At 63.7% G+C, this 12,638-nt stretch carries 11 protein-coding genes; 4 read left to right on the plus strand and 7 right to left on the minus strand.

The genetic code is table 11. The features are described from left to right. Positions 1 to 363: 363 nt before the first annotated feature. Positions 364 to 2,361, plus strand: coding sequence for a threonine--tRNA ligase (gene thrS, locus C7438_RS05590; RefSeq protein WP_121444382.1), 1,998 nt, complete (start codon positions 364 to 366; stop codon positions 2,359 to 2,361). A gap of 31 nt (positions 2,362 to 2,392) precedes the next feature. On the opposite strand, the gene C7438_RS05595 is transcribed toward thrS, so the two are convergent. Further along, a complete protein-coding gene (locus C7438_RS05595) occupies positions 2,393 to 3,577 on the minus strand; it encodes a TIGR04053 family radical SAM/SPASM domain-containing protein (protein ID WP_121444383.1) in 1,185 nt (394 codons plus the stop codon). Between the two features lie 508 nt (positions 3,578 to 4,085). Between C7438_RS05595 and C7438_RS05600 the strand changes: the two genes are divergently transcribed. Genes C7438_RS05600 through C7438_RS05610 form a run of 3 tightly spaced genes read left to right on the plus strand, consistent with a single transcriptional unit; the run spans position 4,086 to position 7,140 of the window. Further along, positions 4,086 to 5,246, plus strand: coding sequence for an NEW3 domain-containing protein (locus C7438_RS05600; protein ID WP_121444384.1), 1,161 nt, complete (start codon positions 4,086 to 4,088; stop codon positions 5,244 to 5,246). A gap of 3 nt (positions 5,247 to 5,249) precedes the next feature. Then, a complete protein-coding gene (locus tag C7438_RS05605) occupies positions 5,250 to 6,194 on the plus strand; it encodes an ABC transporter ATP-binding protein (RefSeq protein WP_121444385.1) in 945 nt (314 codons plus the stop codon). A 1-nt stretch (position 6,195) separates the two neighbouring features. After that, complete coding sequence (locus tag C7438_RS05610; RefSeq protein WP_121444386.1) at positions 6,196 to 7,140, plus strand: ABC transporter permease; 945 nt, start codon at positions 6,196 to 6,198, stop codon at positions 7,138 to 7,140. Here C7438_RS05610 and C7438_RS05615 read toward each other — a convergent pair. The 6 genes from C7438_RS05615 to C7438_RS05640 form a co-directional block, all read right to left on the minus strand. Then, complete coding sequence (locus C7438_RS05615; protein ID WP_121444387.1) at positions 7,033 to 7,740, minus strand: PhoU domain-containing protein; 708 nt, start codon at positions 7,738 to 7,740, stop codon at positions 7,033 to 7,035. The genes C7438_RS05610 and C7438_RS05615 overlap by 108 nt on opposite strands. Positions 7,741 to 7,755: 15 nt before the next feature. Further along, positions 7,756 to 8,529, minus strand: a complete 774-nt coding sequence (gene pstB / locus C7438_RS05620; protein WP_252393329.1) for a phosphate ABC transporter ATP-binding protein PstB — start codon at positions 8,527 to 8,529, stop codon at positions 7,756 to 7,758. 16 nt (positions 8,530 to 8,545) lie between these two features. Next, positions 8,546 to 9,364, minus strand: a complete 819-nt coding sequence (gene pstB / locus C7438_RS05625; protein ID WP_121444527.1) for a phosphate ABC transporter ATP-binding protein PstB — start codon at positions 9,362 to 9,364, stop codon at positions 8,546 to 8,548. Between the two features lie 155 nt (positions 9,365 to 9,519). Then, positions 9,520 to 10,407: a phosphate ABC transporter permease PstA gene (gene pstA / locus C7438_RS05630; RefSeq protein WP_121444528.1), complete on the minus strand. Its 888-nt coding sequence runs from the start codon at positions 10,405 to 10,407 to the stop codon at positions 9,520 to 9,522. Continuing rightward, complete coding sequence (gene pstC, locus C7438_RS05635) at positions 10,407 to 11,324, minus strand: phosphate ABC transporter permease subunit PstC (protein ID WP_121444388.1); 918 nt, start codon at positions 11,322 to 11,324, stop codon at positions 10,407 to 10,409. Before pstC ends, pstA begins: the two co-directional genes overlap by 1 nt. Before the next feature lie 150 nt (positions 11,325 to 11,474). Next, complete coding sequence (locus tag C7438_RS05640; RefSeq protein WP_121444389.1) at positions 11,475 to 12,449, minus strand: phosphate ABC transporter substrate-binding protein; 975 nt, start codon at positions 12,447 to 12,449, stop codon at positions 11,475 to 11,477. Positions 12,450 to 12,638 lie beyond the last annotated feature (189 nt).

Raw genomic sequence — 12,638 nt, forward strand, 5'->3', positions numbered from 1 at the left:
GTTCGAAAAGCGATGAGGAGGACGCGGGGACGGAGTCCGGGCATCCAGAGAGGTGGGCCCTTGGCTGGAAGGTCCGCCTGCATCCGTTCCGTCCCTACCCCCTCCGAGCGCTTCGGCGAAGGACTCCCGGGAATTCCGGGGTTTGCGTAGCCGAGGACGGGAGCGCCCGTTAGCGCGCAAGAGTGCCCGAGGTCCCGTGTGCGGAATTTTGGCTTCGTCCTTTTTGCGGAAGGGCGAGGCCGTCCGCTGCGGGTTTCGGGAACGAGGGTGGTACCGCGGGTTCCGACGCCCGTCCCTTGAAGGACGGGCGTTTTTGCGTCTTCCGGGACGACAACTCCCTAGTACCCCAAAGGAGGTACGCCTATGGCCTTCGTGCTTCTCCCCGATGGACGCTCCCTCGACGTCCCCGAAGGGGCAACCGCAATGGACGTCGCCAAGCTCATCTCTCCGAGCCTCGCCAAGAAGGCGGTCGCCCCTCTCGCCAAGAGGCCGTTCGCCGCTCTCGCCAAGAAGGCGGTCGCCGCTGAAGTGGACGGCCGCCTCGTCGACCTCACGGCCCCCGTTCCCTCAGGGGCGAAGGTGCGGATCGTCACCTGGGACGATCCTGAGGGCCTCGAGGTCCTTCGGCATACGACGGCACACGTACTCGCCCAAGCTTTGCTCCGCCTGTATCCGGGAACGAAGCTCGCCGTAGGTGCCGCGACGGAGGACGGGTTTTTTTACGACGTAGAGCCCCCGACGCCCCTATCCGCCGAAGACCTTCCGCGCATCGAGGAAGAAATGCGCCGCATCGTCGCGGAAGACCTCCCCATCCGTCGGCGGGAAGTCTCCCGAGAAGAGGCAGAGGCGATCTTCCGGGAACGGGGGGAGACGTATAAGCTCGAGCTGCTCCGGGACATCCCGGAGGGAGAGACGATCTCCGTCTACGAACAGGGCGAATTCGTCGATCTGTGCCGGGGGCCCCACCTCCCGTCTACCGGGCGGCTCAAGGCGTTTAAGCTCCTGTCCGTTTCCGGAGCCTACTTCCGCGGAGATCCCAAAAACCCCATGCTCACCCGCATCGCGGGAACGGCGTTCCCCACGGAGGAAGAACTGAAGCGGCACCTCAAGCGGCTCGAGGAGATGCGGGAACGCGACCACCGGAAGCTCGGTAGGGAACTCAAGTACTTCACGTTCAGCCCCGAAGTGGGGCAGGGACTCCCCCTCTGGCTTCCGAACGGGGCTACCGTACGTCGAATCGTCGAGCGCTACATCGTGGACAAGGAGTTGGAACGGGGGTACCTCCACGTGTACACCCCCGTCCTCGCAAACACCGAACTGTACAAGATCTCCGGCCACTGGGACCACTACCACGAAAACATGTACCCGCCCATGGTGATCGACCACGAGGAGCTCGTCCTTCGCCCCATGAACTGCCCGCACCACATGATGATCTACAAGAGCGAGACGCGGAGCTACCGCGACCTTCCCCTCCGCATCGCCGAACTTGGAATGATGTTTCGCTACGAAGCCTCGGGCGCGCTCACCGGCCTCCACCGCGTCCGCGGCATGACGCTCAACGACGCGCACATCTTCGTCACTCCCGAGCAGATCGAAGAGGAAATCCGCGGGGTGATCGAGCTCATCCTCGAGGTGTACCGCGACTTTGGGATCAAGGACTACTGGTTCCGCCTGTCCTTGCGCGACCCGGCGGACAAGGAGAGCTTCGTGGACAACGACGCGATGTGGGAGATCGCCGAAGCCCACCTCCGGCGTGCCCTCGACTCCCTCGGGATCCCCTACCGCGAAGCCGTAGGCGAAGCGGCGTTTTACGGTCCGAAGCTCGACGTCCAGGTGCAAACGGCCACGGGCAAAGACGAGACGCTTTCCACGGTTCAGGTGGACTTCTACCTACCGGAGCGCTTTGCCCTCGAGTACGTGGGACCGGACGGTGCCCCCCACCGTCCCGTGGTGATCCACCGGGGTGTCGTGGGGACGATGGAGCGCTTCGTCGCCTTCCTCCTCGAGTACACGAAGGGCGCGATGCCCCTCTGGTTGGCCCCGATCCAGGTCGCCGTCCTCACGCTCACGGATGCGGAGATCCCGTACGCCCGGGAGGTAGATGACCGCCTCCGCCGCGCAGGCTTCCGAACCAAGCTCGACGTGCGCAACGAAAAGCTCGGGTACAAGATCCGCGAGGCCGAGGTGGAAAAGATCCCCTACATCCTCGTGGTCGGCAAAAAGGAAGCGGAGACAGGAACCGTCGCCGTGCGCAGGCGCGGGCGCGTAGACGAAGGCGTACACGCCCTCGACGCCTTCCTCGAACGCCTGAAGGCGGAAGTCGCCGCGCGCGGCGGATCCGAGCTCGCGCCGGAATCGTGAACGAAGCGTACCTCGGCTAAAAAAACGCCCCTCAGGACGTTTCCAAAGGCGCCTGAGGGGCGTCTTGTGTGTCGCGACCTTCGGAAGGAACGGGAGGGGCCTCCGCACGGTCTGCGCGCCACAGCGGGGGAACGTAGGGACACGAAGGATCTGCCGCAAGGGGGTTTCCCGTAAGGGCAAATGCTCGGGCGCGCGAACCGCCGCACACGTAGCGGAATTCGCATGCGCGGCATTTGCCCTCGAGTCGGTCGGGGTCGCGGAGGGCGCGAAGGAGCGGGTGGTTTCGGTAGATCTCTGCGATCGGCGTCTCCCGCACGTTTCCGAGGCGGTAAGGAAGAAACCCGCTCGGGTACAGATCGCCGATGTGAGAGACGAAGAGGAACCCGTCCCCGTCGTTCACGCCGCGCGTGTAGCGGCGCATCGCCTTTCCTAGGCGGGCGACGAGTTCGGGCTCGTCCTCCGGAACGAAAACTTCTCCCGGGGGGACCTCCCGTCCCAGCTCCCGAAGGAGGCGCTGCAGGCGAACGCGTCGGATCTGCGGCGCCTCCGTCGTTTTGATCTCGAAGGGCACGCGCTGCTCCAGGTCCACAAGCCATTCGAGGACGGACTCAAACTCCTCCGGCGACACCATGTCTTCCGTACGCGCCCGACCGGTGGGGATGAGGAAGAAGACCTCCCACTTTTCCACGCCCCAGCTTTCGAGGAGGCGGGCGATGTTGGGCAGGTCGTGGAGGTTGAAGCGGCTTACCACCGTATTCACCTGCAGGGGCATGCCCAGGCGGCGGAGGACGCCGATCGCCCAAACCGTCTTTTCGTACGTCCCGCGAAACCCGCGGAAGGCGTCGTGAATTTCACGGGTAGAACCGTCTAAGCTGAACGACCAGCGGTGTAGACCGAGTTCCGCGGCGCGCTCCATCACCGCCTCCGTGACGAGGGGCGTCGCGCTGGGCGAAAGGGCGACTTCGAGTCCCGTGTCGCGGGCGTACGACACGAGCTCGAACAAGTCCTCGCGCATGAGCGCGTCTCCTCCGGAAAAGACCAAGAGACGCGTCCCCATGTCGTATATGTCGCGAATGAGCTTCTTTCCTTCCTCCGTAGAAAGCTCCCGGGGGTCACGCCGGTACTGCGCCCGCGCTCGGCAGTGCCGGCACTTGAGAAGGCAGGCACGCGTGACCTCCCAGATGACGAGAACCGGGTGATCGTCGAAGTGGCGCATGGGTACCGCATCCTTTCCCCGTATTCCCGACTCCGGCCCTCTCGGCACCATGCGAGAGGAAGATGCCCCCGATACCCGCGCCGGGGGAATACGCTCCGCACCCTCAGCACCGCATAGGGAGGAGCCTGCCCGCTTCGGCGGATGCAAACCGCTCGCGACAGAGGCGCGATCGGGGGTACGAGAAACCCGAAAACGGCCCGCCCGACCGCGGGCACGATCCATTGTAGCATGGGAAAAAAGAAAATCGCGGAAAGGGATCCTTTAGGTTCTGAATCTTTCAAGGCAAAGTTGTGACAGGAATTTGAACAAACCACGGGAAGCAGGGGCCCGGAAAGGGCCGGGGCGGATCCGGAAGGTTCGAACGGCGTGCGCGCGTGCGAAAAGGGGCGGTCTCGAGAATCTCCGCGAGCGGAAGTTCGCTAGAATACTAGAATAAGGGAATGGACGGGGATCCGCAGCCGAGGTTCCAAAAGGCGCAGACAACCACACGAATCCGGGAGGGGTGATCATGGCCGGCATCACGGACAGGCGCGTCGCGCTTCTCGTTTTTGCGGGCCTTCTCCTCTTTGCCGTCCTTCCCCCCGCCCTTGCCGGGGCGCAAGACGAGGGCATTCGCCTCTTTACCCCGTACATCCACGTGGCCGTATCCCCGGGGGACACCGTGACCTTCGACATCACGGCAACGAACACGACGGGGGCCGTACGCTCCCTCCCCCTCGCGGTTCGCGCGCCGGAAGGGTGGCGGGCAGAGCTCACGGCAGGAGGACGAAAAATCGCCGGACTGGCCGTCGCCCCCGAGGAAAAGGAGACGTTTTCGCTTACCGTCGAGGTGCCGCTCAAGGTCGAGCGCGGAAGCTACGGCGTCCAAATCGTCTCTGGCTCGTCGACCCTCCTCTCCCTCACCCTCGACGTGACGGAAGCCGGGACGTTGCAGACGGAGCTCACCTCGGATCAGACGAACATGGAGGGTACGGCGAGTTCCACCTTTTCCTACGAGCTTCGCCTCCGAAACCGCACTCCGGAAACCCAGACCTACGCCCTCCTCGCCAATGCTCCCGAGGGATGGAACGTCGTATTTCGCGTAGAAGGAAAGGACGTGACGAGCGTCACGGTTGAGCCAAACGCCACAAAGCGGATTACCGTGTCTCTCACCCCGCCGAGCAAGGTGAAGGCAGGGACGTACAAAATCCCCGTACGCGCGGAGACCAAAGGCCAAACGGCGGAAGTCACGTTGGAAGCGGTAATTCGGGGGACATACGGCCTCAAGCTCACCACGCCCAACGAGGTCCTCTCCACGGACATCACCGCCGGCGGCAGCCGGACGCTCCAACTCGTCCTCGAAAATACGGGATCGGCCCCCCTTCACCGCATCGAACTCGCGGCGGAGAGCGTCCCCATGGGCTGGGAGGTCACGTTCGATCCGAAGACCGTAGACGTGCTGGAGCCCGGGAAGACGGCGACCGTAAACGCCACGATCCGCGCAGACCGCAAGGCGATCGCGGGCGACTACGTCCTCACCCTCTCGGCAAACGCGGCGGAAGCGAGCGCGTCCCAAACCTTCCGCATCACGGTCAAGACCTCCCTCTGGTGGGGAATCGTTGGGTTCCTCCTCATCGCCGCCGTGGTCTTCGGCCTCTGGGAGCTCGTCCGCCGCTACGGGAGGCGATGAGCTTTGGCCCGAGAAGAAGCGGTCGTCCTCGAACACCTCACGAAGACGTTTGGCGAAACCCGAGCGGTCGAGGACCTCAACCTCACCGTGTACGAGGGCGAGATCTTCGGGCTCCTCGGGCCCAACGGGGCGGGAAAGACGACGACGATCCTCATGCTTTTGGGCCTCGTAGAACCCACCGAAGGACGCGTCCTCGTGTTCGGCATCGACGCCACGCGGAATCCGCGGGAGGTGAAGCGTGTGGTGGGGTACCTCCCGGACGACGTGGGGTTTTACGAGGACCTCACGGGTCGGGAAAACCTCCGCCTCACCGGGCGTCTCAACGGACTTTCCGAAGCGGAGGTGGAAGCCACCGCCGAGCGCCTCCTCGCCCGGGTGGGGTTGGAAGAGGCGGCAGACCTCCCGGTAAAGGCGTATTCCCGCGGGATGCGTCAGCGCCTGGGCCTCGCCGACACGCTCATGAAGAAGCCCAGGCTCATCGTCCTCGACGAGCCCACGTTGGGAATCGACCCCGAAGGCGTGCGGGAATTCCTCCACCTGATCCGTACCCTGAGCCAAGAAGAAGGCGTGACCGTGCTCCTCTCCTCGCACCACCTTCACCAAGTCCAAGCCATCTGCGACCGCGTCGGGATCTTCGTCCGGGGGCGACTCCTCGCGGTAGGGACGATCGACGAACTCTCGCGCCAGCTGTTCTCCCAAGAACCGTACGCGCTGCGCCTGACCGTCCGTCCCCTCACGGAAGACGTTCGGCAGGCGCTCTCCCGGATCCCCGGCGTCACCCGCGTGGAGCCCCAGGGAACGGACGAGCTCTTCGTGGCGGCCGCACGCGACGTGGCTGCGGAGGTAGCCCGCGAAGTCGTCGGCCGCGGAGCGGCCCTCGCCCGCCTCGAACCCGTCCGTTACGGCCTCGACGAGATCTACCACCGCTTTTTCGAGGGGGTGGCGTGAGATGGACCGCGGCCTGGCCGTGCTCTACCGCAAAGAACTCGCCGACCACATCCACAGCCTTCGCTCCCTCGTGCTCGCCGCCCTCGTCGCCCTCACGTCCCTCGCCTCCCTCTTCACCGCCGCCCAAGCGCTGCGCGCGGTCGTCCCTACAGCCAAAGACCCTTCCGCCGTTTCCGTCTTTCTCATCGCCGTGAGTTCGGGTGCAAACAACCTCCCCTCGCTCGCGTCCTTCGTCGGCTTTTTGGCACCCCTCCTCGGACTCGGCATGAGCTTCGACGCCATTAGCTCGGAACGCAACCGCAGAACGCTCCTTCGCCTCCTCGCCCAACCCATCTATCGGGACGACGTGATCCTCGCGAAGTGGCTCGCCGCGCTTACCGTCGTAGGCGTGTTCTTCTTCGCGCTGGGAGTACTCGTCGTAGGCCTCGCGATCTTCTTCTTCGGCGTGCCGCCGGAGGGTGAGGAACTCCTCCGCTTCTTCACGTACCTAGCCGCGACGGTCGTGTACGTTGCGGTGTGGATTTCTTTCGGCGTGCTCCTCTCTCTCCTCTTTCGCCAGCCTTCCACGGCGATCCTCATCGGCCTCGCCGCGTGGCTCTACTTCGTCCTCTTCCATCCCCTTCTCGTCAACCTCTTCGTCCCTGTAGACGAGGGAGCCCCCCCAAACGTACAACTTCGGCAGTTCGCCTGGCATCAAGGGTTGCTCCGCCTCTCCCCAGTGGAACTTTACCAGGAAGTTGCCACCGCACTTCTCACGCCGGAAGTCCGCACCTTGGGGCCGCTCACCCTCGGCCAGCTCGTCGGTGCGGTCCCCACCCCGCTTCCGTATTCCCAGAGCCTAATCCTCGTCCTTCCACACGTCGTCGTCCTCTTCGCTCTCGCCGCGGCCCTCTTTGCCCTCTCCTTTGCCTACTTCATGCGTCAGGACATCACGGGAAGGGAATAGAGGAATCCCTCCCGCCTCTGTCCGCCCCGCCTCAGCCAAGTAGGCGCGAACGTCTTCGTACATCTCGGTGACGACCTCCCTTGCACAGACGAGAAAGGTGCCGTAAGCCCCAGGGAGGTCTTCCCCTTCCGCGGGAAAGCCGAACGTACGCCCCTCCTCGTGTACGCGGAGGAGGGGCGTCGCTTCTGCGACGAGAAACGCCTCTACGATCTCCTCCGCCGCCCGCAAAAGACTCCGCACGTACCGGGGAAAGGCCGCGTCCGCCTCCCCGGAAGGGCGGTTCGTACCCGCCTCCGAAAGGCGGCGTGCCATGAACACCCCGTATTGGCCGAGGCGGCGGAGGGAACGGGCGAGCTTCCCGGCGGTGATCCACCACCGGGCCTCCCTCTCCGGATGTTTCCCCATACGTAACGCGCGGAGGGCGAGTTCCTCCAACCTCCGCGCGTTTTCCCCCAGAGACTCCTCTTCGTCCGCCATCCGCCGGGCGAGCTCGCGGTCCTCGCGGAGGGTCGCCACCGTCGCCCCTTCCACGGCGCGCTTCGCCAACCGGAGTTGGGCGAGGAGGAGTCCGTGAACCTCACTCCGCAAGTCGTCTTCCACCCCGTCCTCCCCCTCTCAACCAAAGCGGCCGGCGACGTAGTCCTCCGTCTCTTTCTTCTTCGGCCTTTGGAAGATTTCCGAGGTCGGGCCGACCTCCACGAGATAGCCGTTGAGAAAAAAGGCAGTGATGTCGGAAATGCGCGCCGCCTGCTGCATGTTGTGCGTCACGATCACGATCGTAAGGCGCGACTTGAGTTCGTAGAGGAGCTCTTCGATCTTGGCCGTGGAGATGGGGTCCAACGCCGACGTGGGCTCGTCGAGGAGGAGGACTTCCGGATGCAAGGCCAAGGCGCGGGCGATCACGAGCCGCTGCTGCTGTCCGCCGGAGAGGGAAAGGGCCGACTCGTGAAGCCGATCCTTCACCTCGTCCCACAGAGCCGCCCACCGCAGGCTGCGTTCGACGATCTCGTCGAGTTCCGCGCGAGATACGCGCCCGTGCAAACGGGGTCCATAGGCGACGTTGTCGTAGATGCTCATGGGAAAGGGGTTCGGGCGTTGGAACACCATGCCCACGCGCCGACGCAGGGCAAGCACGTCCGTGCGCGGGTCGTAGATGTCCTCGCCTTCGAAGAGGATTTTCCCGCGGACGCTCGTGTTGGGGATGAAGTCGTTCATGCGGTTGAGGAGGCGGATGAAGGTCGACTTCCCGCAACCCGACGGGCCGATGAGGGCGGTAATCCGGTGTTTGGGAATGTCCAGCGTGATGCCGAAGAGGGCCTGTTTGTTGCCGTAAAAGAAGTCCACGTCGCGCACCGAAAAGACCACGCGCTCCCCGCGTTCTGGGCTCACGCCGGTACCCTCCTGCTCAGCCGAAACGTCCCGTGACGTAGTCCTCCGTCCGCTTGTCCTTCGGACGGGTGAAGATCTCCCGCGTCGGAGCGAACTCGACGAGTCGCCCTTCGAGGAAGAACGCCGTATAGTCGGAGACGCGGGCCGCCTGCTGGAGATTGTGGGTGACGATGACGATCGTGTATTCCTTCTTGAGCTCGTAGAGGAGCTCTTCGATCTTGGCCGTGGAGATGGGGTCGAGGGCGGAGGCGGGTTCGTCGAAGAGGATGACCTCGGGTTCCACGGCAATCGTCCGGGCGATGCACAGCCGCTGCTGTTGTCCGCCGGAGAGGGAAAGGGCCGACTGGTGAAGCCGATCCTTCACCTCATCCCACAGGGCTGCCCGACGGAGGCTTTCCTCTACGCGCGCGTCGAGCTCCGCCCGATCGCGGACGCCGTGGAAGCGGAGGGCGTAGGCGATGTTCTCGTAGATCGACTTGTTGAACGGATTGGGGCGCTGCCAGACCATGCCGATGCGCGTCCGCACGAAGCGCACGTCGACGTCCGGGCGGTTGATGTCCACGCCGCGGTAGAGGATCTGCCCTTCCGTACGCACGTCGGGGATCGTGTCGTTCATCCGGTTGAGCGCCCGGAGGTAGGTGGACTTCCCCGAACCGGACGGGCCGATGAGCGCCGTCACGTATCCCTTCCGAAATTCCAAGCTCACGCGGTCGACGGCCAGGGTTCGTCCGTAGTAGATGGACAACTCCCGCGTGCTCAAGCTCACCTGGCCTACGGCGAGTGGGGCGTCCCAAACGCCCTCCAGTTCCCGTTCGAGGGTGGCCGCACGCTTCATCCCTAAGGGGATTCCCGTCGCAAGCGCGAGGCGCCGGAGTGCTTCCATGGCCCTTTCCCCCCAAAAAGATTCTCGATAATCCCCCTCAGATGCTCGGAAAAGGAACGGCCGACCGAACCCTTACGACATGGGCCGCTTCCCGGAGCACGAACCCCCTACTCCGACGCCGTGAGGCGCCGGTAGAAGGCACGGCCGAGCCAACGGGCGAAGACGTTGTAGAGGAGCACGACGAGGACGAGGAGCGCCGAGGCCCCGTCCGAGATGCGCAGGCGGTCAGGTACGAGGGATTCCGCGTTGAGCTTCCAAATGTGCACGGAGAGGACTTCCCCGGGACGCATCGGAGAAAGCGGAGAGCTCGGAGAAAAGAGGTCCCAATTCGAAAAGTCGAGGGGGAGCGTGGTCATCCCCGCCGTAAACATGAGCGCCGCCGCCTCGCCGAAGGCCCGACCCGATGCGAGGATGATCCCGGTGAGAATCCCCGGTACCGCCGAAGGAAGAAGGACGTGAACGACGGTGTGCCAACGCGTCACGCCCAGGGCGAGGCTCGCCTCCCTCTGGTCGCGCGGGACGGCGCGAAGGGCGTCCTCCGTCACCCGGACGATGAGCGGGAGGTTGAAGATCGTAAGCGCCAGGGCGCCGCCCAGCAGGGTAAACTTCCACCCCGTGTAGTAGACGAAGACGAGGAACCCGAAAAGCCCTACGACGATGCTCGGAAGCGAGGCGAGGACTTCGACGGCGAGGCGGACGAGTTCCGTAAACGGGCCTCGGCGGGCGAATTCGGCGAGGTAGATCCCGCCGCCTACCCCGAGGGGAACGGTGATGAGGAGGGAAAGGACGAGCACGTACACCGTGTTGAAGAGCTGAATCCCTACGCCCCCGCCGGCCTCCATAGTCTTAGGCGGAGAGGTGAGGAAGTGCCAGTCGATGACGGGCAAGCCGCGGTAAAAGATGTACCCCAAAAGGCCGAGGAGGAGGACGACGAAGAAGGTGGCGATCACGCTGAAGACCACCGTAGCGATGCGGTCGGCAGTCTTAGGAGAGATCATGCGTACACCCTCCTCCTACCGAGAAGGCGAACGACAAAGATGGACAGAGCGGACATGAGGAGGAGGATCACCGCCAACGTCCAGAGGACGTAGTATTCCAGCGTTCCCTCTGCGGCAAAGCCCATGCTCATCGTGATGATGCTCGTGATCGTCGCCCCCGGGTCGAGGAGCGACTTGGGGAAACGCGGGGCGTTCCCGATGACCATCTGTACCGCCAGAGCCTCTCCGAATGCGCGCGCCATCCCGAAGATCACGGCCGTGAGGAGGCCGGGAAGGGCGGCGCGAAGGGAGAGGCGGGAAATCGTCTGCCAGCGCGTCGCGCCCAGCGCGTAAGAACCATGCTTAATTTCCGTAGGAACGGCCCGCAAGGCGTCCGTGGCCACGCTCGTCACAGTGGGGAGGATCATCACCGTGAGGACGAGAATCCCCGTAAACAGGCTGTAGCCGATGCCCCCGAAGTGATCCCGCACGAAGGGGACGAGGAGGCGCATGCCGATGTAGCCGTAGACGACCGAGGGGATCCCGACGAGAATCTCAAGAACCGGCGTGAGGATCCGGTCCCCCCACCGGGGGGCAATTTCCGCCACAAAAATGGCCGCACCCAAGCTGAGGGGCGTCGCCAAGAGCGCGGCACCCAACGTGACGACGGCCGAACCGTAGAGAAAGGCGAGGGCGCCGTACTGCGGCGGACTCCCGAGGGGGCTCCACGTCGTCGACAAGAACTCCACCAGCGAGAGGCGGTAGCGGGTAAACGGGAGGATTCCCTGGTAAAAAATGAAAAAGTACACCGCCCCTGCGACGAGAAGGACGAGGGCGACGCTCGCAGCGAGGTACAAGAAGCCGAGCTTTTCCTGGAGTTCGCGGAAGAGGTCTACCCGCCGCCGTGATGCGGATTTCCTACGTCCGTCCGACATTGAGCCTCCCCCTGGAACGTGGATTCACCCAAAAGATACGCCATTTCGAGACGTAAAGGAAGGGGTACGCCCTGCGCATACCCCTTCGCACCGCCAATCGGCATCATTCTAGCAGGTTTTTCACCCGTCCACCACACGGCTCGACGGACATTACTTCTTCGGAGTTACCTTCCCCTCCACGTCACGCTCGACCTTCATGTCCTTCGTGGGGATGTAGCCTTGTTTTTCCACGATTCCTCCCGGACCCTGAACTTCCGGATCCGTCATGATGTAGTCGAGGAAGGCCTTGACGACGCCCGTAGGCTGGCCCTTCGTGTACATGTGCTCGTAAGCCCAGATCGTGTACTTGTTCTCGACGACATTTTCCTTCGTCGGGGCCACGCCGTCGATCTTGAGCGCGACGATCTTCGTGTCTTCGGGCTTCACGTAGCTCGTAGCGAGGTAGCCGATGGCTCCCGAGGTGGACGCGATCTTTTCCTTGATCTCCCCGCTGGAGTCCGTCTGCATTTCCGCCTTTTCTTCCTGGCCGCCCAGGGCGTACTTCTTGAACGTGGCGCGCGTCCCCGAACCCTCCGGACGTCCGATCACGGTGATCTTGAGGTCCTTACCGCCGACGTCTTTCCAGTTCGTGATCTTGCCCGTGAAGATGTCCACGAGTTGCTGCTTCGTCAGGTTGTCGACACCCGCATCCTTGTTCGCCACAGCGGCCATGACGACGACGGCGACCTTGTGGTCGACGAGGTCGTTGCACTTCCCTTGCTCCTTAAGCTCCTTCTTCTCCTCGCAGAAGATGTCGGAGTTCCCGATGTCGAAGGCGCCCTCGATCACCTTGGAGAGTCCCGTGCCGCTTCCGCCGCCCTGTACCGTGATCTTGACGTTCGGGTGCTTCTTCATGAAGGCTTCCGCCGCCGCCTGAACGAGCGGCTGAAGGGCCGTAGCCCCGCCCGCCGTGATGCTCCCGCTCAGCTCGTCCTTCTTGGGTTCCTGCTGGCTCGGGGTCGTGGTTCCGGTGGTTTGATTGCTCTTTGCGGGTTCCTGGGACGTTTTCTGTCCGCCGCAACCCGCAAGCCCCGCGCCGAAGAGGAAGACGACCGCCAGGAGAAGTACCGCGATGCGTTTGGACATCCGACCTACGACCTCCTTGGATCTCGGGCCTTCGAACCCCCGTATTCACCTCGGCCTGTCCTCGAGGCTCCGACACTACTATACAGGATTCCCTTTCCCCGCGAAGTAAATTTTGCGTAAAAGAAATGTAAAGGAAGTGTAAAGGCGGCGTTCCTCCTTCCGCGCACACGCAAAAGGGCCGGCGGTGTC

It is taken from the genome of Brockia lithotrophica (assembly GCF_003633725.1).
GTDB lineage: Bacteria > Bacillota > Bacilli > Thermicanales > DSM-22653 > Brockia > Brockia lithotrophica.

Excerpts from the sequence above, each read along its gene's own strand:
- thrS (WP_121444382.1), top strand. The coding sequence starts at position 364 with ATGGCCTTCGTGCTTCTCCCCGATGGACGCTCCCTCGACGTCCCCGAA.
- C7438_RS05595 (WP_121444383.1), bottom strand. The coding sequence starts at position 3,577 with ATGCGCCACTTCGACGATCACCCGGTTCTCGTCATCTGGGAGGTCACG.
- C7438_RS05600 (WP_121444384.1), top strand. The coding sequence starts at position 4,086 with ATGGCCGGCATCACGGACAGGCGCGTCGCGCTTCTCGTTTTTGCGGGC.
- C7438_RS05610 (WP_121444386.1), top strand. The coding sequence starts at position 6,196 with ATGGACCGCGGCCTGGCCGTGCTCTACCGCAAAGAACTCGCCGACCAC.
- pstB (WP_121444527.1), bottom strand. The coding sequence starts at position 9,364 with ATGAAGCGTGCGGCCACCCTCGAACGGGAACTGGAGGGCGTTTGGGAC.
- pstC (WP_121444388.1), bottom strand. The coding sequence starts at position 11,324 with ATGTCGGACGGACGTAGGAAATCCGCATCACGGCGGCGGGTAGACCTC.
- C7438_RS05640 (WP_121444389.1), bottom strand. The coding sequence starts at position 12,449 with ATGTCCAAACGCATCGCGGTACTTCTCCTGGCGGTCGTCTTCCTCTTC.